We start from the raw sequence: 18,112 nt of genomic DNA on the forward strand, positions 1-18,112 counted from the left end.
GGAATATTACAAGGATTTATTTAGGTTACTAAATTATCAAAATTAAGTACAAAATGATGGAATTAGCCGCCATTTATAAATTTCAGTATAGTTCTTGTTCCCTTTTCAAAAAATAAAAAAGCTGGAAAGGGGAGATAGAATGTTTACCGATGAAAATACTCATGATTTTGTCCAGCAGCCGCTTATGTCAACCGGTACCACAGAGCCAGGTTTTTCAATTAATAATGAGAAGCCCAAACAAGAGGTTAAACCGAGAATTGGTGAAAAAATCATAGGAGATGATGGACATGAAAACAAAGGATGATTTTCAAAAAGGTGCAAAAGTCACCAACGACAATCAAATTTATGGGACCCCTAATAGCAAGAGCAAGAATGGGACCGGCGATTCGCCAAATGATAATGGCGGCAGGACGAAAGGGATCCCTAACAATTGATTAATCTGCCAAGAGTATCTTGGTTGATTTTTTGATTGACTGGATTTTTGGAGTAGTAGAACCGGGCTGCGGAGATGACTTTTTTGGTTACTTTCTAGTAAAACGGTACTTCGGACATTTTGGTGATGTTTACAATGGGTTTTGTCCGAAGTTAGCCAGTCTTCGGACATTTTTATGATGATACCGTTCAGTTTTGTCCGAAGTAAGTCAGTCTTCGGACATTTTGGTGATGTTTACACTGAGTTTTGTCCGAAGTTAGCTGTCTTGCGGATATTATTCGTTTTTAAAAACGATTTTGTCCGCAGGCTGCTACTACTTACTTCTTAATAAAAGAATCAATCGTTTGTGCTACCTTCGTTGCCGTGGCGATGCTATCCCAATGAAGGTTATGCGAGCCCCCGTCAAAATCTACATAGGTAACCTGAGCTGACGATTCTGACAACAGAGTTTTTAATTGATCTTGTGTTGGTTTTGGGAAAAGTACATCATCTGATCCCCATAACACAAGAACATTACCAGTCATTTTCTTAATCCCATCGACATTATCAAAATGGCGGGCACCGTTGAAAATACTTTTCCAGCAATGAAGGGGAATCTGTGAAGCATGGGCTAACGTGGCGTCTCTGAAGCTAGCGTCTTCATTCGTACTTCCCGCCCATTCTTTAATGAAGGCTTCTGGCATCTCAGCGTGATCTGGCAAAGTATTCAGTCCGGGATATCCGTCCTCAGTTCCGTCGCCAAAAAGAATCCAAGCTATGGCTTCATTATCATCATTTACTAAAGGGCTAGTAGCGATGAGGGTTGATGATAGCACTCTTTCAGGAATATGTACGTTTAGTTTTTGTGTAATCAAAGACCCCAGTGAGTGGCCGACGATATGGGCACGTTCCAAACCTACGGCATCCATAAAGGCAATCACATCCTGAGTATGGAGATCTACTGTGTAGCGGTTCTCGTCAGTTTCCGGTTTATCGGAAAAACCATGTCCGCGTAATTCTGGGACGAAGCAATGGAATCCTTTCTCAGCCATCAATGGAGCTATCTGAGACCAGGACACACGGCTGTCTGTTGCGCCATGAAGAAATAGAATAGGGGCGCCATCACCATGACCGCATTCTGTGTATGCTAGGGTGACGCCAGTGGAAAGCTTTACTTTTTTACCTGTCCATTTCATCTCCTGATACTCCGTATATGATTTCAACATGTGGTTCCTCCTCAATAAAATATATAATATGAACAAAACTATTATATGAGACAATATGCCGGTAAATGAGTCATCTTCGCCAAAATCGACCAGTAATAAGTACCTGAGTTTGAAAGATTCTAAGTAAAAAAAGCCCAGATTGCTCTGAGCTTTTTTGGATATTTTCATTTTCGGAACCACCTAATAAAGATTAGGGTCATTTCACTGTGTTTGAAAAATAAACGGAGAAATTCCGTTTAAAATGGGAAATACCCATATTTCCTCAAAAATAAAGGGAGGTTTTCCGCTTATATGATCAAAATCCTTGGATTTTGCCTTATTTAAAGCAGTTAATCGGAATTTTTCCGCTTAAATCGGCTTCTTAAGCCTTCTTTACATACCTTAGCCGGAAATTCTCCGCCTATGAATCTCATATCTACCCGAAAATGAGTAATAAACAATAACTGAGCTAAAGATTAAGTATGAATCAAAGTCCCATTTAATGCCGCAATATACCGATCCGCAGACTTCTGAACCGACGATTTCGCATCCTCTTGAACAATGCCGTGAAAGGCATTATACAATCTATCAAATTGGAAATCTTTTACCGTGTCCGCGATCTGGCGTACTTTAGCTGCAGGCAGTGGGATCAGATTAGGATAACTGTACATAAAACTGACCCATTTCCTGTCGGCCACCACTTGAATGATATCCCCTGTTAGAAGTATTCCCTTCCCGTCATTGGCTTTTTTCCATTCCAAAACAGCCCCGCCTTTAAAATGTCCGCCCAGACGGTGGATCACCAACCCCTCATGCAATTGGAGGGATTCGCCTGACCAAAAAATAATCCTGTCACTTGGTCTCATGACCCATTCGCGGTCATCTTCATGGATATAAACAGGCACATCAAAAGCCTCGGCCCATTCAACTTGCGTCGAGTAATAATGAGGATGGGAGAGAGCAATGGCATTGATACCGCCCAATTCGTTTACCTTCGCAATTGTCCGTTCATCAATATAAGTGATACAATCCCACAATAAATTGAAGCCTTCGTTTTGGACAAGATAGGCGGTTTGTCCGATTCCAAGCTTTGGCGTCGTTATAATGCTGAATAAGCCTGGTTCTTCTAAATGAAACATGTTTTTATATTCGCCATTCACCAATTTCTCCAAGGAAGTCCAAGATTGCCCATTCGGATTCACATACTGGCGCTCTTCATTACAAATTGTACATTGATCCGGTTCCGCTTCTGAACGTTCATACTGGACCCCGCAAGTCTCACAAATGTAATTTTTCATAACTCTCCCAACCCTTCCAAAATATGTATCTATCTAAAGTCATCATAACAAATTATAGATGTATTAGGAAGCAGGGAAATGTTCCATGCTTTCGATACTACAACAGTACTATTTTCAAAAAGGGATTGGCTGTCATGGCATTGAAGGGAGATTCATCCATATAATTGTTCTACACCATTATTGAAGGGGGATTGGTTTCATGAATCAACAAACCTTGATATTGGATTTGGATGATACGCTGATTCATTGTAATAAGTACTTTAAGGAATCCAAGAACAAGTTCGCGTTTGTGATGCGGAAATGGTTTAAGAATCTATCCAAAGAAGAGCTAATGAGGAAGAAAACCGAACTTGATATTAAGAATGTTGAGGAGCATGGCTTGCATTCCATAAATTATCCGGTTTCCCTCGTGGAAACATACCTTTATTTTTGTAAAAAATATAAAAAGAAGCTTGATAATAAGAAAATTGAGCAAATTCGTCAAATTGGCCAAAGTGTATTCGAACGAAAAGTGGAGCCGTTTCCTCATACCTTTGATGTATTGCATAAGCTTCAAAATGATGGGCATCGACTATGCCTGTTTACTGGCGGAGATGTGGCCAACCAGCTTCGAAAGATTAATCAATTAAATCTGGAGCCATTCTTTACGGACGGGGTGTTCATTTTTGAAAAAAAGGATAAACAGGCTTTAAAGAAGGTGCTCTACGAGCTGAAGGCAGACAAGAAGTTTACATGGATGATAGGAAATTCCATGAGAACCGATATTATACCGGCAATTGAATTGGGCATCAATGCCATCCATATCCCGTCAGAAATTGAATGGAGCTATAATGTGATGGATGTCGAAATCGAACCGAGTGGCACTTTTGCACAACTGCCGTCACTTCAGGAGTTACCTGGCTATCTACAGGAGCATTGTTTTCAATTTGGGAGTAAAGAAACATCCCCTGCCTCATGAATATTTTTTCTATATATGTCAATGGTAAATAGTAGAAAAGTGTTGAAAGTTTTAGCAGAAAAATTTAAAATTAACCTAGGATAAAAGATAAGATGCTTTTGTCTTAAGTAAGGATGATTTTGTTTGGATAAGAAACAAGTTCAAATGGACCTGGCAAGTTATATCGGCAGAACACTTCGTGAGAATTTCGGTAAAGGACCTGAATCTGTTTTTGTTTCATTAAACGAAAATGTATTAACGGTGTATTTACGAAACTTTATTTCTCCTATGGAAAATGTACTGCTGGAGCAGCGAGAAGAAATGTTGGTTCAGAGGACTAGAGATATTTTGATGGGGACCCTGATACCCGAAATAAAAGCGTACATCCATATCCTCACTGGGGTGGAAGTGAAAGAATTTTATTATGACTGGGGTTTGCATAATAATAGCGGTGTGTTTGTCTGTATTGGGTTAAATACTGCTGAAGTTAATCTGAATGTTGACTACCGAGGCAAAAAAGAGGTCGAGGAACGGGTTCGGATCATTAGTATTCAAGCCCAAAAAGAGCCTGAGGAGATTTTCTCGTTTTTATTAAATGACAGAACGTTGGTCGTTATCCGAAAAGGCATATTCGTTCCGATAGAAAAAGAACTAATCATGTTAGGGAATTCCGAGACGTTAAAGTTGGCGAAGCGAAATCTTGAGAAACGATTGCTGCAGAATAAAGGCAATTTTGGTGACATTCTTCAATCAAAAGTAATAGATATTTTTGTGGATTGGGATTTTCAGTTAGACAAAAGTGCTATCGTCCTCATTTTATCTCCAACAACATAAAGGCGGAAGTGAGTTAGACAATTGCGATTGAGCTAAACACAAGCCAAGATGGGATGTCTATTCCTGTCTTGGCTTTTTTTATAGACTATTTATTAATGGACCATAAGGGGAAAGGAACTGAAGAGAGAGATGAACAGTCCTGTAGAAAATATTAAAAGTGAAAAGCAATTGTTATTGAAAAAATATGCTGATGAAAGGATTAGCAACAATGAAGTCCTAATTGACCAAAATCAGGATGCGATTTTTTATTTAGATTTGGATGGGTACTTGGTCAAAGTGAACCCGGCGTTTGAAACATTGACAGGCTATACGGCAAAAGAAGCTATACAGTTGAAGATGCAAAAGTTTTTTTCGCTCGATTGCCTCGAAAAATTGTACCACCACTTTTTAAAGGCCACGCTGGGCAGGCTGCAAAACTTTGATTGCCAAATACAAACCAAAAGCGGATCGCTGATTGAAGTGAATATTACCAATATTCCCATCAGCACTGAAAATCAAATTATCGGTATTTGTGCCGTGGCAAGGGATATCAGCCATTTGAAGAAAAAGAAAGCGGAAGTTAGAAAAATGGAAGAATTCCACCGAGTATTAACTGAAAATGTGCTCGATGTAATTGTTTGTACGAACTTGCTGGGGAAAATTGTCTATATTTCTCCTTCTTGTGAAATGATTTCCGGTTATAATGCTGAGGAGGTTGTAGGCCAATCTTATTTTGACCTAATCTATCCTGACGATTTAGAACTTGCCAACGCGGAGCGCACGTTGTTATTAAATGATTTGGAGAACATCCGCAGTAAATATCGGATTCTCAAAAAAGACGGTGATTTTGTTTGGGTCGAAGCACTTTGCAAGCCGATTGTCGACCCGGAAACTGGAGAAGTAGTCGAAGTTTTAACCGTAATCAGGGACATAACCGAACGAATTAAGGCGGAGGAGGATTTGTGGAGCCGGAAACGGGCATTTCGGGACTTGGTCGAACATTCACCAGATGCGGTTATCATTACTGATTTCAATGACATTCTCTTTATTAATGAAACGGGGTTCCAGTTATTGGGTGCAGAAAAAAGTGACGACATTCTTGCTAAGCGATTCCTTGATTTCATTCATCCGGAGGATCATCGTAAGGCAAGGAACATGATTGAAACCGTTCATAGCAACGAGACTGTCGATTTTCATGACTATAAAATTACAAAGTTAGACGGTTCGGTGTTCGTTGCGGAAATCAAAGGAATTCCGACATATTTTCAAAATCAAACAGCCCAGCACATTATTATTCGTGATGTTACAGAACGGAAGAAAACTCAAGAGATCCTGCTTCATTCTGAAAAACTGTCGGTTGCCGGGCAGTTGGCGGCGGGTATTGCCCATGAGGTGCGAAATCCGTTAACAGCGATTAAAGGATTCCTTCAATTAATGGAGACGCAGATGGAGAACAAAACGTACCTGGAAATCATCCAGTCGGAGATAGAGAGAATTGAACTGATTTTAAGCGAACTTTTGGTCCTTTCCAAACCTCAAGAGTCAAAGGTGGAAACAGTTGATTTAATGGTATTGATTGAAGAAATTAAAACGTTGATCGATACTCAGGCTATCATGAACAACGTTCAAATTAATATTAAAAGCGATTGTATCAAGCTGCCGATCAATTGCGATAGTAATCAATTAAAACAGGTATTTATCAATTTTTTAAAAAATGCGATTGAAGCCATGCCGGAAGGTGGTACTGTAACCGTTGAAGTGAAACAGCTATGTTCCGATAAGGTGAAAATCTTTTTCAAGGATACCGGAGTCGGCATTCCGCAGCACCTGTTGAAGCGAATCGGCGAGCCGTTCTTTACGACCAAGGAAGGCGGAACAGGGCTGGGAATTATGATTTCCAAGCAGATAATCGAAAACCATCACGGCAGCTTACATATTTGGAGTGATGACAAGGGAACGATTATTGAGGTCATTTTGCCAGTGAAGTTTGACCACGTGGATTAGGCGGAAATTTGGTTTCGCATTTTCTGGAAATTAATTTTTGGAATTCTATTAGCCTTTCTTGGTCTGTTGTTTTGTATATTCTTTCATTAGATTAGCAAGTTCTCATGATAATGATGTTACTTATTAAAAAAAATTTTTAGTTAACAATAAGGTAATAAATTATCATGAAAGGTACCTCTTGATGGAAAAAGAATACCAAGATGATTCCTGGTCACAATTCCCTTCCATAACGGTACGGTACATACCAGTATTATGGAAATTTTGGCTTAGTCATGGTTTAGCACTAATTTGGATGCTGGGATCCATTTTGATATCCATTCCATGGGTTATGGAATTAGGCGAGCTTGTGTCAATACCAGCAGCCATTGCCATCATCACCGGAATTGCTTATATACCCGGCTATTTAAATGCGTTCCTCGTGGTCAGTTTACTATTCGACCGCCAGCCTAAATTTAAAATCTTGTATCCAAAAGAACCTATATCCATTTTAATCGCTTGCCGGAATGAGGAGAAGGGAATTGTCGACACCCTTAAACAAATTGCCAAACAGGATTACCATGGAAAAATTCATGTTTATGTCATCGATAACAATTCTACTGACAGAACGGCTGAAGTGTCAAAGCAGTTAAGTGTGGAATTGGGATTGAATGTTACGGTTCTTTTTGAAAAAAAACCCGGGAAAAATTTTGCTTTAAATGCGGGTCTGCACCATGTTAAAACGAAGTACGTCATAACGCTGGATGCCGATACGCTGCTTCATCCTCAAGCGATTCGCCGCTTGGTGGCAAGGATGGCATCTTCACCAAATAATGTGTGCGCCATCGCTGGGGCAGTCCTTGTCCGCAACAGCCGGGATGGCTGGCTGGCCCGCATCCAGGAATGGGATTATTTTTTGGGGATTGCGTCGATTAAACGACTGCAAGGGCTATACCAGGGAACCCTTGTCGCCCAAGGAGCCTATAGCCTTTACCTTACGGATGTCATTCGGGAGGTAGGGGGCTGGCCGGATGCGATTGGCGAAGACATCGTGCTGACATGGGCGTTCCTTGAAAATAATTATAAGGTTTATTTTGAGCCCTCCGCTATTGCTTTTACAGATGTTCCAACACAGATTAAACACTTCGCCCGCCAGCGCAGCCGCTGGGCGAGGGGGATGCTTGAAGCTTTGAAACGGGTCAAGCCATGGCAGCAGCCGATGATTTTCACCCGCTATTTAACTGGATCCAACCTGGTGATGCCTTACCTCGATGTGGTCTATACGTTCGTTTGGATTCCCGGACTTATCTTAAGTTTCTTTGGGTATTTTTGGATTGTGGGTCCACATACACTCTTTGTTTTGCCGCTTACCTTGCTGACCAACTATATTTTACTTCGTTATCAGAAAGGTATTTTTAAAACCTTGAATTTACGAATTCGGAAAAATTGGTTCGGATTTATCCTATATGTGTTATGTTATCAAGTGATTATGGCACCGATTTCTGTTTGGGGATACATGCAAGAGCTCATGCATTTGCGCAGGGTTTGGAAGTGATAAGGGATTTTTCAAAAACATTTTGAAAAATCTCTTTTTTGTTTGCGGGCAAAGCAGTAAAATGAATAGGCGGAAGGGGGAAATTATTTGCCTAAACGACCTATCATCTACCTCTCTATTTTTCTCTTTTTTTATCATTCATCAAATACGCTGATTGGGACATTTCTACCATTGTATTTTCAGGATCAAGCTTTGTCAGGAACTGAAATTGGCTGGCTGATGGCAGTTGGTCCGTTAACGTCACTATTTTTCCAACCGTTTTTCGGTTATATGAGTGATAAATACAAAACCATCAAAACAATGTTGTTTATCTGTTTGGCGGGAGTCCTCATTAGCAGCTTAGTTATGTTTCAGGTTCACGGATTCTTGCTGCTCCTGCTAGTATGCGGGGTCTTTTTTTCATTGTTTATTCCAATCGGGGCACTGGGTGACAGTCTGGCGCTCAACACCGCTCAAACGGTGGGTTCTTCGTTTGGGAGAATCAGAATGTGGGGCTCGGCCGGATTTGCGGTCACTTCGTTTATCGGCGGACAAATTCTTTTGAAAATTGGTATTGGTAATCTGATGTACCCTTATCTATTGTTTTCTTTGCTAACGTTTGTGATTTGCTGGAAATTAACAGATGTAAATGTCCCAGGTGATCCTGTGAATTTCAAAGGGGCCGTTTCGGCGGTGCTTCAACCGCGATTTGTCGTGTTTCTACTATTGATCATGTTTATTACGATTGGTCATCGGACAAATGATATTTTTTCAGGTTTATATATTAACGAATTGGGTGGAGATGAATCACTAGTAGGGCTGTCGTGGTTTGTCGGTGTTACCTGCGAGGCGATGATCTTCTTGTATAGTCCAATCTGGCTTCGTTGGTTGAATGAAATGATCTATATGATTATTGCTGCTACTTTATATGGTTTAAGGTGGATATTGATTTCGGCTGCTTCATCTCCGATGGAAGTAGTTTGGCTACAGGCGATGCATGGCCTTACATTTGGTGTATTTTATTTGTGTGCTTTCCAATATGTGACCAGTTATTTTCCTGCTAAATTTCGTTCGACCGGCCAACAGGTGTTTATTTCGGTGTTTTTCGGACTCTCGGGTATCATCGGTTCACTTGGAGGCGGGATGGTTCTTGATCATTTTAGCGGTGAGGACTTGTACGTGGATATAGGTTTTAGCGCCTTTGCCGGCTGCGTCGGGCTAGTGTTGTATCATACTTTTATGAATAAAAATAAGATTGGGGTTTCCTTTAGGTGATGGGTGAACCTCATCTTGCGGATAGAGGACAAACTTCTTTGAAAAAATAAGCGGAGTGTCCTCAATAATCGTTGTTGAGGACAGAACTCACCGAAAAACTGAGGGAAGTGTGCTCAATAAGGCTCCTTGAGGACAGTACTCAACCAAAAACTGAGTAAAGTGTCCTCAATAAGGCCTCCTTGAGGACAGAACTCAATCAAAAACCGACTGAATTGTCCTCAATAAACAAATATGACAAAGGGGAGAATACATATGCGAACAGAAGGTTTAATACAAGTAACCGGGGGAAAAGTGTATTATCAGAAATACGACAAGGGAACGGGCAGGACACCGGTCATCGTGCTCCACGGTGGTCCGGGATCCTCTTGTTATTCTCTTGAATGCTTGCAGGCACTCCAAGAAGACCGTCCCGTCATTCTGTATGACCAATTGGGCTGTGGTAGATCCGACCGGCCAAATGATACCTCATTATGGCATGTAGACCGCTTTGTTGAAGAGTTAGGTCAAATCAGACAAGCTCTAAACCTTGATGAAGTACATATTCTAGGCCATTCCTGGGGGACAACGCTAGCAGCAGCGTATTGTTTAACGAAGCCGGAAGGTGTGAAGAGTGTTATTTTTTCGAGCCCATGCTTAAGTGCTCCGTTATGGGAGCAGGATCAAAAACGCAATCTGAAAAAATTGCCTGCGGAGGTTCAGGAAATTATCGAACGTTGCGAGGAAGAAGGTACCACTGATTCAGAGGAATTCGAACAGGCGATTGAGGTATTCGCAAAGGAATTTGTTTGCCGAATCGAGAGACCGGAGCATCTAAAGCTTAACAGGCATTACCGAAATCCTGAAATCTACAATATTATGTGGGGGCCATCGGAATTTACCGTAAAAGGTAACTTAAAAGAATTTGATTGTACAGGTCGATTGAATGAAATTACCTGGCCGACGCTATACACCTGTGGACGCTATGACGAGGCTACACCAGAATCAACGCAATATTTCAGCAGTCTTACTTCGGATTCAACCTTCCATGTGTTCGAAAACAGCGCCCATATGCCGTACATCGAGGAACCCGAAGAGTACTTGCGAGTGGTTCGTGAATTTTTAACATCCATTGATCCCCGATAATCTCTTTTTTAAAAAATCCATTCGGAACATGTCCCGGGTGGATTTTTTGGTGAACAAGCCAATTTCAGTTTACATAAGACTATTATTTTTTAAAAAACTATTTTGAAGGAAATAAAAAGTTCTCGTCGAATTACTTATAGAAATACGTATATAAGAGGGATTATTATGAAAATATGGGGCCAAATATCGCTTGTGTCCATTTCCATATTATTTACTGTCTATCAATGGATGGTGCATCATCGTCCGTTATATACGATAGATTTTTTTATTTTTACATTGATTGCATGGTTAGTTGGCTGGCAATACGATCGGGCACGCTTTTTTGAAAAAAAAGCCCGGGCCAGCGAGGATAGTTATAAACAGTTGCTCGATGCGATGCCAGAGACAATTTTTATATATCGTGACAATTTAATTCTTTATGGGAATAAGGCTGCATTGGCAATGGTAGGTGCTAGCAGCCTGGATGAAGTTATAGGCCGATCTGTATATGAATTCCTAGACCAACAGTATGTGGAGCGGTTACGGGAAAGAATTAAGCTAATTAAGAAGGAAAAACGGCCTTTAACAAACTTGGAATATAAACTGAAACGGCTTGATGGGACTAAATTTTTCTTCGAGGCATCGCCCTTATTGATTGTTTATGGAGGAAAAGAGTCGATTCTGGTTGTCGGTAAGGACATCACCGAACGGAGAGAACAAACCGACCGGCTGCTGCAAAAATCGGAAAAATTAGCATTGCTTGGCCAGATGGCGGCGGGTATTGCCCATGAAATTCGCAACCCGCTCACGTCAATTAAAGGCTTTATTCAGTTATTTAAACACAATCAGCTTAAGGAAGAATATTATGATATTGTTTTATCGGAGCTTGACCGAATTAATGACATTGTTGGTGAATTTCTTGTTCTTGCCAAACCGACGGCAGCCGTTTTTACTGAACTTGATGTGAAAACTCTAATTAGGGATGTCGTGACCCTTTTTAACACGCAATCGATTATGAGCAATGCCCAAATTTTTGTAGAGTTTGACGGCGAGCTGCCAAAGGTCAACGGTGAAGAGAACCAGCTTAAACAGGTGTTTCTCAATCTTTTAAAAAATGCGGTCGAGGCAATGCCGAATGGCGGTAATATTGATGTTAAGGTAAGGGTGGAGGAAGAAGGGAAAATTTCAGTTCGAGTTAGTGACCAGGGAGTCGGCATTCCCGAGGAAAGACTTCCAACACTCGGTGAGCCGTTTTATACAACAAAGGAAAAAGGCACCGGCTTAGGATTGATGACCTGTTTTAAAATTATTGAAAGCCATAACGGTGAATTAAAGATTTACAGCGAGGTTGGTAAAGGAACGACGGTTGAGGTGACGATGCCAAGTATTACACAGCCGCTGTTGAAAAAGGAATTGAGCTATTCATAGATTGATCTTACCGGACATGCTAATGCAGCATGTCCGGTTTTTTTATCAGACTTTTGTTGTATAAAATATCATTCTATTTGGTATATTTTAAGTAATGCAGCTCCTGTAAAATTAAGTAAAAGGTATAAAAATATAGATTGGTATAAAGATTATTGCTATAATGTTCTAGTGCAATTTTGGTGGTGTAAAAAAAAGGAAATTAATGCAGTATTTAGTGGGGGTTCATTTATGGGGAAAAATAAATATGTACTATGGGGGCTTGTGATTACAACCCTTATTTCGGCACTTGATGCCAATATTATGCAGACGGCTAGTCCGACAATCGTGAAGCAGCTCGGTGGCAGTGAACTGTTTGCCTGGATTTTTGTTGTCTACATGCTGGCGAGTACTGTAACCGTACCGCTGTACGGAAAACTGGCGGATATGTATGGACGGAAAAAGCTTCTAATGATTTCGGTGGCTATGTTTACGATTGGATCCATTCTTTGTGGCATGGCGAATTCGATGGTCCAGCTTGTCATTTACCGAGGCGTTCAAGGTCTCGGTGCGGGTGGGATGGCTCCATTGTCCATGATTATAGTTGGGGATTTATTCTCTATTGAAAGGCGAGGGAAAATTCAAGCTGTGTTTAGCAGTATTTGGGCAATTTCTTCGATTGTAGGTCCTGTTTTGGGGGCATTTTTTGTTGAGACATTAACCTGGGAGTGGATTTTTTACATTAACATTCCAATTGGAATTGCCACTGTGCTTTGCTTGCTGCCTTATAAGGAACAGATGGAATTTAAGAAAACGTCCATCGATTATAAAGGATTTTTTCTGTTTGGGACTTCGATTACGTTATTACTGCTGGCCACAAACGTCACTGAGCCGTTGTGGTATATAGTCTTTGGCATAATTGGGTTGATTGTGTTTGCGCTGGTAGAGCGAAAGGAAGCCAATCCGTTTCTATCCGTTTCCTTGTTTAAAAATAAAGGGATCTTTAGAGCGAATTTATTTATGCTTTTTTATTGTTTGTCCTTTTTCGGAACATCGAATTATATTCCGTTATTCCTGCAAGAAGGCTCCAATATGAGCATTTATAAAAGCGGACTGATTCTGCTTAGTATTTCAGGCGGGTGGATGTTCGGAAGCACGCCAGCAGGAAACTGGATTATCCGGTTTGGTTATAAAAAGCTTTTTGTGGCAGGAAGTTTTATAACGGCCCTTTCTGGTGTGTCACTGTATTTATTTATTGAACAGTTATCTTATACGAATTTGTTTATTATTCTTACCCTTCAAGGTTTCTCGTTTGGTCTGTTGTTTGCAGTCGGAACGATTGCCGTACAGGAATTTGCCGAGCCGGGGATAAAAGGTTTGTCCACTTCACTGCAAATGTTTGTCCGTAACATCGGAACGTCGATTGGTGTTACCGTCATGGGGGTAATCATGAACCAGGCGGCCAACGTTGTAGTGGGGATGCAAAATGTATTCCTGTATGCGTTAATTTTGAGCATCGTTACAGTTTTCTTAAGCTTTCTAATACCGGATGAGTCGAGTGTATTGGTTGCGGAGAGTGCTTCTTAAGAAAGTCGTACGGGGGATGGCTGCATAATTACTAAATAATATTGTAATGCCGAGCATGGATCCACATCGCTCGGTATTTTTATTTTATAGATAATTCCATTACCTATTTATGGAATATCAAAGACAAATCTGCCGTGGAACACAGCCAAAATGTCTTTGAAACGGGTTCTTAAGGACAATAAGCCTTTAAAAAGAGGTGGAATTGTCCTTGATATTCCTTTTTCTGGATTATCAAGGACAAAACAGTACCAAAAAACAGCCGAAATGTCTTTAATAAGGCTTCTTAAGAACAAAACACCATTAAAACCGACTGAAAATGTCTTCGATATACCTAATTCTGGAAAAAATGGTGAGAAATTTTTTGGTGGAAACCACCTCATTCCCAGGACATAAAGACATCTTCACAAGCAACTTATAATCGTTGTTTAATCAATCTTATCCTCCGGACTTCTAACATCCGGCGTGACCGGTGTCAGCTCCTCCGATGCCTCTGTTCCAAATTGAGGGCGAGGTTGAATCTGGCTATGTCTAGTGGTTTGTTTCTGATCCTTTACCACAAGAAACTTATGAAAGAAGTATTCAAACCCTGCTACCGCCAGTGCTGAAATTAACGAAGCAGAGAAGAGGTCATCTTCAATCGTCAGTGCACGGCCCATGAACCAAACAACCAAAAACGTTAAAGCAAAATCAGCAGCGGTCGACAACAAATTATTGGCAGCACGCAGCAGTAATAAATCCCCCAAAATATAACTGACAAGTCCCAAAACAGCAGAGATTAACACCACATCGGCAAAGCTGAAATCATAAAACATACCGAGAATAATACCTAACGCAACTAGACAAGCAATAAATTTAATTGCCACCCTTAGAACATGCTGCATTAAAAATCAGCCTCCTTTTTTGGATAGTTTGCCCAATTTGCACTGTATATACATACTAATGGGTGTCAGGCACCCTTTTCCCATGGTGTCTGACACCCAATCTCATTAAATAACTTACAAAAAGTAATTGACATTACCTCAATTACATATATAATAATGGTTAATTAATATAAATCCGATAAAACTAATATGAATTATGGGTAAAGAGGGTGAAAGGGATGTTTCTTCACATTTCAAATGTAAATAAGATATTCTCCAATCAAAATTCGACTAGTACGGTTTTGTCCAATATAAATCTTGAAATCAAAGAGGGAGAATTTGTATCGATTCTTGGGCCATCAGGTTGTGGGAAATCTACCTTGCTTTCCATCGTGGCCGGTCTTACTAAACCAAGTGGAGGAGAAATTCTTCTCAACGGTCAGAAAATCACTAAGCCTGGAAAAGACCGTGGAATGGTATTCCAGCAGGCTGCCTTATTCCCTTGGCTGAACGTCGAGGAAAATGTCATGTTTCCATTACGAAAAGAGATGAAAAAGGCGGAAGCACGGGAAGTGGCTCATCGCTTTCTTAAGATGGTGCAGTTAAGCAACTACACTAAGCATTCGGTCCATGAGCTTTCAGGCGGAATGCAGCAACGGGTGGCGATTGCCCGGGCACTGTCAATGAACCCAACGGTGCTGTTAATGGATGAACCATTTGGCGCCTTGGATGAGCAGACTCGATCCCGACTGCATCATGAACTGGAGAAAATTTGGCTTGAAACCCGGAAAACAATTCTGTTTGTGACTCATAGCATCAGCGAGTCTATTAAATTATCAGACCGAATTATTGTTATGGGAACAAGACCAGGAATCGTTCTTGAAGATATCCAAGTCAAAATTCCTAGACCGAGAGCAAATCATCCGCAAATGGTCGCAAAATTAGAAGAGAAGATTATGGGATTGTTACAATCCGAGATTGATAAAGTGGTGAAAGAGGAACTGGCATATGCAGCAAACAATTAAACGCATCATTTTCTTTGCCCTGCTGCTAATAGGCTGGCAGGCTGCAGTAAGAATCTTTGAAGTATCACCGTCACTGATGCCGGCGCCGACAGACGTCATTGGGGAACTTGGCAAAGGTTTCGCTGACAAAACGTTAGTGTACGATGTATTGGCAAGTTTTAGAAGGCTGGCAATCGGGCTCGCGGCAGCTATCGTAATTGGTGTCGGTTTGGGGATTCTTTTAGCAAAAAATAAAACAGCTGATGAAACGCTGGGCACGATGGTGTTGGCCCTGCAAAGTGTACCAAGTATCGTCTGGCTCCCGATTGCGATTATGTGGTTTGGACTAAATGAAAAGGCGGTTACCTTCATCGTCATCCTTGGAGCGACTCTTGTTATCACCATCAATATGCGAATGGGGATAAAGAACGTTTCACCGCTTTACATAAGAGCGGCTCAAACGATGGGGTCAAAAGGGATTGACTTATTTGTAAAGGTTATTTTTCCAGCGTCAATTCCTTACGCCGTGACAGGAATCAGACTTGGCTGGGCATTTGCCTGGCGGGCACTTATGGCCGGGGAGATCCTAAGCACCGGACCGGGGCTTGGATATACGTTGAAGTATGCATCTGATTTCGGCAACATGAAGATGGTCATTGGGATTATGATCATCATTGGAGTAATTGGTACGATTGTGGATATCCTTTTCTTCCAGCGTGTGGAGAAAAATGTGCTGCGCCGCTGGGGTTTGGAAACAAATAATTAATTTTTAAAAAGAGGGGAAAAAAGATGAAGAAACAATCAGCAATTATTAGTTTCATATTTTTATTGATTATCGGAGCGTTAGCTGGCTGCGGCAGTACTGATAAGGCAAGCTCTGGCAGTGAAAAAGCTGCGAAAAAAGTAGTGATTGGGTACTTCCCAAATATCGATCATGCACCAGCGATGGTCGCTCGTGAAAAAGGTCTTTATGAAAAAGCCTTAGGTAAAGATGTGAAAGTGGAATACAAAACATTCCCTGACGGCGGTGCTTTCATGACTGCGTTAAAAACCGGTGATATCGATGCTGGTTTGGTTGGACCTGGACCAGTTATGAATAACTTTACCAATGGTGCTGATGTGAAAATTATTGCCGGAGCATCTTCTGGCGGTACAGCGATTGTTGCCAGCCAAAAGAGCGGCGTGAATTCAGTTGAAGATTTCGGCGGAAAAACCTTCATCACTCCAGGTGTAGGCTGCACACATGACGTTCAAATGGAAACATTTTTACAAGATTACGGTGTAAGTTCTGCCCGTATTGGTGGTACGTTGAAGCACGTAACCGGCAACCCTGCTCAATATGCTAACATGTTTGAATCTGGAAAGGTTGATTTGGCTGCCGTACCAGAACCTTGGGCTTCTCAGTTAGTGAAGGATGTCGGCGCGAAAATCATCGTAGACAGCTCAAAAATTTCTTACGGAAAAACATTGCCTAATACTATCCTAGTTTCCAGCGGTAAGACAATTAAAGCAGATAAAGACCTGATTGAAAAGATTGTTAAAGCACAGGATGAAGCGATTGCTTTTATCGGGGAAAATCCTGAAGAGGCAAAAGAAATCACAATCAAGGCTATTAAGGACATTACCAAGCAAGAACTAGATAAAGACGTTATCGACAATGCTTGGAAAAATATCCGCTTCACCTCTGAAGTAAATAAAGAGGTGATCCAAGAATTTGCTAATTCTTCTGTTGAATTGAAATTCTTGAAAGAGCAGCCTGATTTTGCTGCATTAATTGATACTTCATTTATTAACTAAAAAGAATAGAGGGTGCTGGGCGAGTTGGCTCGGCACCTTTTTTATAAGGTGGTATGCTTCCTAATGAAAAAGTGGCTTTTGGTTCTGTTTTGTGCAATTGTTTTGACGGCTTGTACCGAAAAAAAGGAAGAGGTTGTCTTTCCGCTAGAGATGAAGGTAGAGAAGTTTGCAGGAGTTAATCAAAATGGAGCGCCTATCACTTTATCAAATTTAAAAGGTAAGGTTTGGGTGGCGGATTTTGTGTTTACCAATTGTGATACGGTATGCTCGCCGATGACTGCGAATATGGCTGAACTCCAGCGGAAGTTGGCGGCTGAAGGTGTTGACGCTCGGTTAGTTTCTTTCAGTATCGACCCGGAGCAGGATTTGCCCGAGGTATTAAAGGATTACGCCAGCGGGGTGCAGGCTGATTTTTCGAACTGGGACCTGATAACGGGGTATGACCAAGAATTTATCGAAAGCTTCGCTAATAAGTCTTTCATGGCTCCAGCAGCAAAACTTGAAGGATCAAACCAGTATGTTCATAGTACTTCCTTCTATTTGGTCAATCAGGATGGAGTCGCGGTTCAGAAATATGAAGGGGCGTCCGAGACGCCATATGAGCAGATAATTAAGGATATTAAATCGCTTCAATAAAGTTTTAAGGGTAACCCATTATTGGAATGGGTTACCCTTTCTTTGTTATTTCTTTGCTTCCCGAGCCGCTTTTTTTCTTGCCTTCTTGCTAAGGCTTGTTTCTGAACCGAATTCGGTGTCAGCTTTTTTGCTGCCTGTGTGTGGTTGATTTCGATTGTCATTACGGTTTGTCATGCTCATTCGCCTCCGATAATGGTTATTGTAGTACCCTTTTACATACAAAAAGCCACCAATTACAGACCACCTTTTAGGGAGTATCTTCCAGCAGC

General features: G+C 41.1%; 19 protein-coding genes. 15 read left to right on the plus strand and 4 right to left on the minus strand.

The window, feature by feature from the left end:
* Positions 1–139 precede the first annotated feature (139 nt).
* On the plus strand, positions 140–304 hold the full coding sequence (locus ACZ43M_RS12895; RefSeq protein ID WP_464507807.1) for a hypothetical protein: 165 nt from the start codon (positions 140–142) through the stop codon (positions 302–304).
* Positions 288–434 (plus strand): hypothetical protein, encoded by a 147-nt coding sequence (locus ACZ43M_RS12900; RefSeq protein WP_464507808.1) that lies wholly within the window; start codon positions 288–290, stop codon positions 432–434. Before ACZ43M_RS12895 ends, ACZ43M_RS12900 begins: the two co-directional genes overlap by 17 nt.
* 316 nt (positions 435–750) lie before the next feature.
* Here the strand turns inward: ACZ43M_RS12900 and ACZ43M_RS12905 are convergent, their stop codons facing one another.
* Complete coding sequence (locus ACZ43M_RS12905; protein WP_464507809.1) at positions 751–1,806, minus strand: alpha/beta fold hydrolase; 1,056 nt, start codon at positions 1,804–1,806, stop codon at positions 751–753.
* 287 nt (positions 1,807–2,093) lie between these two features.
* Entirely contained in the window at positions 2,094–2,915 is an 822-nt protein-coding gene (locus ACZ43M_RS12910; RefSeq protein ID WP_464507810.1) for an MBL fold metallo-hydrolase, read from the minus strand.
* Between the two features lie 199 nt (positions 2,916–3,114).
* Between ACZ43M_RS12910 and ACZ43M_RS12915 the strand changes: the two genes are divergently transcribed.
* The 9 genes from ACZ43M_RS12915 (at position 3,115) to ACZ43M_RS12955 (ending at position 13,939) form a co-directional block, all read left to right on the plus strand.
* Entirely contained in the window at positions 3,115–3,873 is a 759-nt protein-coding gene (locus ACZ43M_RS12915; protein WP_464507811.1) for an HAD family hydrolase, read from the plus strand.
* A gap of 123 nt (positions 3,874–3,996) precedes the next feature.
* Positions 3,997–4,686, plus strand: a complete 690-nt coding sequence (locus tag ACZ43M_RS12920) for a Na-translocating system protein MpsC family protein (protein ID WP_464507812.1) — start codon at positions 3,997–3,999, stop codon at positions 4,684–4,686.
* A gap of 129 nt (positions 4,687–4,815) precedes the next feature.
* Complete coding sequence (locus ACZ43M_RS12925) at positions 4,816–6,669, plus strand: PAS domain S-box protein (protein WP_464507813.1); 1,854 nt, start codon at positions 4,816–4,818, stop codon at positions 6,667–6,669.
* A gap of 181 nt (positions 6,670–6,850) precedes the next feature.
* Complete coding sequence (locus tag ACZ43M_RS12930; RefSeq protein WP_464507814.1) at positions 6,851–8,200, plus strand: glycosyltransferase family 2 protein; 1,350 nt, start codon at positions 6,851–6,853, stop codon at positions 8,198–8,200.
* An 87-nt stretch (positions 8,201–8,287) separates the two neighbouring features.
* Positions 8,288–9,454: an MFS transporter gene (locus ACZ43M_RS12935; protein ID WP_464507815.1), complete on the plus strand. Its 1,167-nt coding sequence runs from the start codon at positions 8,288–8,290 to the stop codon at positions 9,452–9,454.
* Positions 9,455–9,706: 252 nt separating this feature from the next.
* A complete protein-coding gene (locus tag ACZ43M_RS12940; protein WP_464507816.1) occupies positions 9,707–10,576 on the plus strand; it encodes a proline iminopeptidase-family hydrolase in 870 nt (289 codons plus the stop codon).
* Positions 10,577–10,741: 165 nt separating this feature from the next.
* Positions 10,742–11,983, plus strand: coding sequence for an ATP-binding protein (locus ACZ43M_RS12945; protein WP_464507817.1), 1,242 nt, complete (start codon positions 10,742–10,744; stop codon positions 11,981–11,983).
* Positions 11,984–12,211: 228 nt separating this feature from the next.
* Complete coding sequence (locus ACZ43M_RS12950) at positions 12,212–13,546, plus strand: MDR family MFS transporter (RefSeq protein ID WP_464507818.1); 1,335 nt, start codon at positions 12,212–12,214, stop codon at positions 13,544–13,546.
* A gap of 150 nt (positions 13,547–13,696) precedes the next feature.
* Positions 13,697–13,939, plus strand: coding sequence for a hypothetical protein (locus ACZ43M_RS12955; protein WP_464507819.1), 243 nt, complete (start codon positions 13,697–13,699; stop codon positions 13,937–13,939).
* Positions 13,940–13,971: 32 nt separating this feature from the next.
* On the opposite strand, the gene ACZ43M_RS12960 is transcribed toward ACZ43M_RS12955, so the two are convergent.
* On the minus strand, positions 13,972–14,427 hold the full coding sequence (locus tag ACZ43M_RS12960) for a YndM family protein (protein WP_464507820.1): 456 nt from the start codon (positions 14,425–14,427) through the stop codon (positions 13,972–13,974).
* Positions 14,428–14,645: 218 nt separating this feature from the next.
* Between ACZ43M_RS12960 and ACZ43M_RS12965 the strand changes: the two genes are divergently transcribed.
* The 4 genes from ACZ43M_RS12965 to ACZ43M_RS12980 all read left to right on the plus strand — a co-directional run bounded on the left by ACZ43M_RS12965 (position 14,646) and on the right by ACZ43M_RS12980 (position 17,843).
* Positions 14,646–15,431, plus strand: a complete 786-nt coding sequence (locus ACZ43M_RS12965) for an ABC transporter ATP-binding protein (protein ID WP_464507821.1) — start codon at positions 14,646–14,648, stop codon at positions 15,429–15,431.
* Positions 15,415–16,176, plus strand: a complete 762-nt coding sequence (locus ACZ43M_RS12970; protein ID WP_464507822.1) for an ABC transporter permease — start codon at positions 15,415–15,417, stop codon at positions 16,174–16,176. Before ACZ43M_RS12965 ends, ACZ43M_RS12970 begins: the two co-directional genes overlap by 17 nt.
* Before the next feature lie 23 nt (positions 16,177–16,199).
* Positions 16,200–17,207 (plus strand): aliphatic sulfonate ABC transporter substrate-binding protein, encoded by a 1,008-nt coding sequence (locus tag ACZ43M_RS12975; protein WP_464507823.1) that lies wholly within the window; start codon positions 16,200–16,202, stop codon positions 17,205–17,207.
* Between the two features lie 63 nt (positions 17,208–17,270).
* Positions 17,271–17,843 carry an SCO family protein gene (locus ACZ43M_RS12980; protein WP_464507824.1) on the plus strand — a complete coding sequence of 191 codons (573 nt, stop codon included), beginning with the start codon at positions 17,271–17,273 and terminating at the stop codon, positions 17,841–17,843.
* Between the two features lie 45 nt (positions 17,844–17,888).
* Here ACZ43M_RS12980 and ACZ43M_RS12985 read toward each other — a convergent pair whose 3' ends face one another.
* Positions 17,889–18,017, minus strand: coding sequence for a hypothetical protein (locus ACZ43M_RS12985; RefSeq protein WP_464507825.1), 129 nt, complete (start codon positions 18,015–18,017; stop codon positions 17,889–17,891).
* Positions 18,018–18,112 lie beyond the last annotated feature (95 nt).

Source organism: Neobacillus sp. B24 (assembly GCF_055381825.1).

Coding starts and splice junctions, on each gene's coding strand:
- ACZ43M_RS12895 (WP_464507807.1), top strand. CDS start 140: ATGTTTACCGATGAAAATACTCATGATTTTGTCCAGCAGCCGCTTATG.
- ACZ43M_RS12900 (WP_464507808.1), top strand. CDS start 288: ATGAAAACAAAGGATGATTTTCAAAAAGGTGCAAAAGTCACCAACGAC.
- ACZ43M_RS12905 (WP_464507809.1), bottom strand. CDS start 1,806: ATGAAAATATCCAAAAAAGCTCAGAGCAATCTGGGCTTTTTTTACTTA.
- ACZ43M_RS12910 (WP_464507810.1), bottom strand. CDS start 2,915: ATGAAAAATTACATTTGTGAGACTTGCGGGGTCCAGTATGAACGTTCA.
- ACZ43M_RS12915 (WP_464507811.1), top strand. CDS start 3,115: ATGAATCAACAAACCTTGATATTGGATTTGGATGATACGCTGATTCAT.
- ACZ43M_RS12925 (WP_464507813.1), top strand. CDS start 4,816: ATGAACAGTCCTGTAGAAAATATTAAAAGTGAAAAGCAATTGTTATTG.
- ACZ43M_RS12930 (WP_464507814.1), top strand. CDS start 6,851: ATGGAAAAAGAATACCAAGATGATTCCTGGTCACAATTCCCTTCCATA.
- ACZ43M_RS12940 (WP_464507816.1), top strand. CDS start 9,707: ATGCGAACAGAAGGTTTAATACAAGTAACCGGGGGAAAAGTGTATTAT.
- ACZ43M_RS12945 (WP_464507817.1), top strand. CDS start 10,742: ATGAAAATATGGGGCCAAATATCGCTTGTGTCCATTTCCATATTATTT.
- ACZ43M_RS12950 (WP_464507818.1), top strand. CDS start 12,212: ATGGGGAAAAATAAATATGTACTATGGGGGCTTGTGATTACAACCCTT.
- ACZ43M_RS12955 (WP_464507819.1), top strand. CDS start 13,697: ATGTCTTTGAAACGGGTTCTTAAGGACAATAAGCCTTTAAAAAGAGGT.
- ACZ43M_RS12960 (WP_464507820.1), bottom strand. CDS start 14,427: ATGCAGCATGTTCTAAGGGTGGCAATTAAATTTATTGCTTGTCTAGTT.
- ACZ43M_RS12965 (WP_464507821.1), top strand. CDS start 14,646: ATGTTTCTTCACATTTCAAATGTAAATAAGATATTCTCCAATCAAAAT.
- ACZ43M_RS12970 (WP_464507822.1), top strand. CDS start 15,415: ATGCAGCAAACAATTAAACGCATCATTTTCTTTGCCCTGCTGCTAATA.
- ACZ43M_RS12975 (WP_464507823.1), top strand. CDS start 16,200: ATGAAGAAACAATCAGCAATTATTAGTTTCATATTTTTATTGATTATC.
- ACZ43M_RS12980 (WP_464507824.1), top strand. CDS start 17,271: ATGAAAAAGTGGCTTTTGGTTCTGTTTTGTGCAATTGTTTTGACGGCT.
- ACZ43M_RS12985 (WP_464507825.1), bottom strand. CDS start 18,017: ATGACAAACCGTAATGACAATCGAAATCAACCACACACAGGCAGCAAA.